Raw genomic sequence first — 2,587 nt, 5'->3', positions numbered from 1 at the left:
GTGGCGTAGATTACCATGGTGCCGTTGGGCGCAACAGTAGGTGACTCGTCAGAGTGCTATCAGTGAGGATCTTTACACTACCGCGCTGCAAATCCTGGGCCGCCACCTTGAAATTGGTGAAGCCTTCCTGACGATGGATCATCACCAGGGTCTTTTCATCGGCCGACAGTTTAGGGTTGGCGTTGTAGTTACCGATGAAGGTCACACGCTCCGCACCACCACCGCTTGCGCTGGTTTTGTAGATCTGTGGCTTGCCGCCACGGTCGGAGGTGAAGTAGATGGTCGAACCATCTTTACCCCAGAACGGCTCAGTGTTGATGCCTTGACCGTTGGTGACGCGACTGATCTGACGCGAACCCAGGTTCATCACATAGATGTCCGGGTTACCGTCTTTCGACAGTACGAATGCCAGACGCTGACCATCCGGCGACCATGCTGGCGCACCATTCAGGCCTTCGAAGTTGGTGATCTGCTCACGGCGACCGGTGTCGATGTTCTGCATGAAAATGCGCGGACGCTTCTGCTCGAACGAGACATAGGCAATGCGCTTGCCATCCGGTGCAAAACGCGGCGACAGGATCGGCTCGCGCGATTGAAGCAGTGTCACGGCACGGGCACCGTCATAGTCCGAACGTTGCAACGTGTAGCGAGTGTTCTTCTCGGAGAACCGCTCGGCCGTCACGTACAGCAGACGAGTCGAGAACGCACCTTTGATACCGGTGAGTTTCTCGAACGACTGGTCGGAGATGTAATGCGCCATGTCGCGCAGTTGATCGACGCTGCCCGACACGCTGCCAGTCAGCACTTGCTGCTCGGTGGCGACGTTGAACAGTGCGTATTGAACCTGCAGGCGACCGCCCGCTGGAACAATGCTGCCAACCATAATGTACTGGGCGCCAACAGCCTTCCAGTCACGGAAAATGATTTCGCTGGCCTGGCTTGGCTGGCTGATCATGTTCTGCTTTGGAATCGGTGCGTAGTAACCCGAGTTACGCAGGTCGTTACCGATGATTTCGGCCATGTCATCCGGCAGCACGGTGCCACCCTGGAAACCGAATGGCACTACGGCAATTGGAGTTGCCTGGGAGCTACCACTGCTGACCAGGATATTTTTTTCATCTGCCGTGGCCAGTCCTGCAAAGCAGAACATGACTACAAGCAGTCCTCGAAGAAGGTTTCTCACAAGGCTAGATCCTCAGGTGTGAATGTCATCTTGAATGAACGATAGGGTGCGAAATCAGCTGGCTTCAGACCCTGCATTTCGGTCAATCGACCAATATTTTTTACTGCCGCTACCGCTGAACTGTCGAACGGCACATCGCCACTGGAACGGGCAACCGATACGCCGGAGATCGTTCCGTCAGGCAGCATGTTGATTTGCAGGATCACTTTCATGCCCTTGCGGGCCGACGGTGGCTGCGCCCAACCTTCAGAAGCACGCGAGCGAATCAGGTCATCGAAGTTGCCGGCGACTTCGTCACCCTGCTCATCGGCCAAGGCCTGCTGACGCTGCGGCGTGTCGGAAAGCAAATCTGCCAGGGCCTGAGCCTTTTTCTCATCGACGGATTTACGCGCCGCTTCCTGCGATTTTTTCTTCGCGGCATCGGCAGCAGCTTTCTTCTTCGCGTCTTCGGCGACTTTCTTCTTCGCCTCTTCAGCTTCAGATTTCTTCTTGGCGTCTTCGGCGGCTTTCTTCTTCGCGTCTTCGACGATCTTTTTCTTCGCTTCTTCAGCGGCCGCTTTCTTGGCCTCTTCTTCAGCAGCTTTCTTGGCTTCTTCTTCAGATTTCTTCTTGGCTATATCAGCCAATTGTTTCTCTTCGGCCTTTTTGGCTTCGGCGGTCTTCTTGGCTTCATCGGCTTTCTTGGCTTCATCAGCCTTTTTTGCCTCTTCCGCTTTCTTCGTCTCGTCGGCCTTCTTGGATTCTTCGGCTTTTTGAGCCGCATCTTCCTTCTTTTGTTCCGCGGCCTTGATCGCTTCCTGCTCGATCTTTTTCTGTTCCATCTGTTCGACTTCGGTCTGGCGCGCAGCAGATTTCTGCGCTTCACCCGCAATCTTCTGATTGGTCTGGGTGGTCGCCCGACTTTTCGATTTCAACTGGTACAGGGTCGCCTGGACGATCGGCTTGGCCGGCGGCAGCTCCGGTGTGAAGGCGAAACTGACGAACAGCATGCCGAACACCAGCACGTGCAAGACAATCGCCCAGACACTAGGCCAGAAGTAGCTTTCCGAGGCGGACGGCTCTCGCATTTGCTGCATCAGGGTGCCTCGGTAATCAAGCCAACATTACCGACCCCGGCTTTCTGCAACCCGCCCATCGCGCCCATGACGGAGCCGTAATCGACGGTTTTGTCGCCACGAATGAATACCTGGGTACGCTTGCCGCCTTCAGTACCGGCGCGAATGATCTTGGTCACCGCGTCAGTCATTTGCGGCAAGGTCATGGCCTTGTCCTGCTGCTTTTCGGTGTCGACTTCGCTGCCAAGGTTCCAGTAGTAGGTCTTGTCAGACTTGATCGAAATGGTCAGGACCTGAGTGTTGTTGTCCTGCGGCAAGGCTTCGCTGGAAACCTTGGGCAGATCAACTT

General features: G+C 55.4%; 2 protein-coding genes and 1 pseudogene. All 3 read right to left on the bottom strand.

Annotated features, from left to right (window positions below; translation table 11 throughout):
- Nucleotides 1–1,150 (bottom strand): annotated as a pseudogene (gene tolB / locus ACIPLA_RS28145) (Tol-Pal system beta propeller repeat protein TolB); the annotation flags it as partial.
- A gap of 29 nt (nt 1,151–1,179) precedes the next feature.
- Nucleotides 1,180–2,259: a cell envelope integrity protein TolA gene (tolA, locus tag ACIPLA_RS28140; protein WP_008072426.1), complete on the bottom strand. Its 1,080-nt coding sequence runs from the start codon at nt 2,257–2,259 to the stop codon at nt 1,180–1,182.
- The coding region (locus ACIPLA_RS28135; RefSeq protein WP_401177740.1) for an ExbD/TolR family protein at nt 2,259–2,587 on the bottom strand (329 nt) is incomplete at its 5' end. The genes tolA and ACIPLA_RS28135, both read right to left, overlap by 1 nt.

The sequence above is a fragment of the Pseudomonas sp. NPDC086112 genome, from assembly GCF_044746425.1.
Lineage (GTDB): Bacteria > Pseudomonadota > Gammaproteobacteria > Pseudomonadales > Pseudomonadaceae > Aquipseudomonas.
The sequence above is the reverse complement of the archived record's forward strand: the minus strand, read 5'-3'. Positions and strand labels throughout refer to the sequence as shown.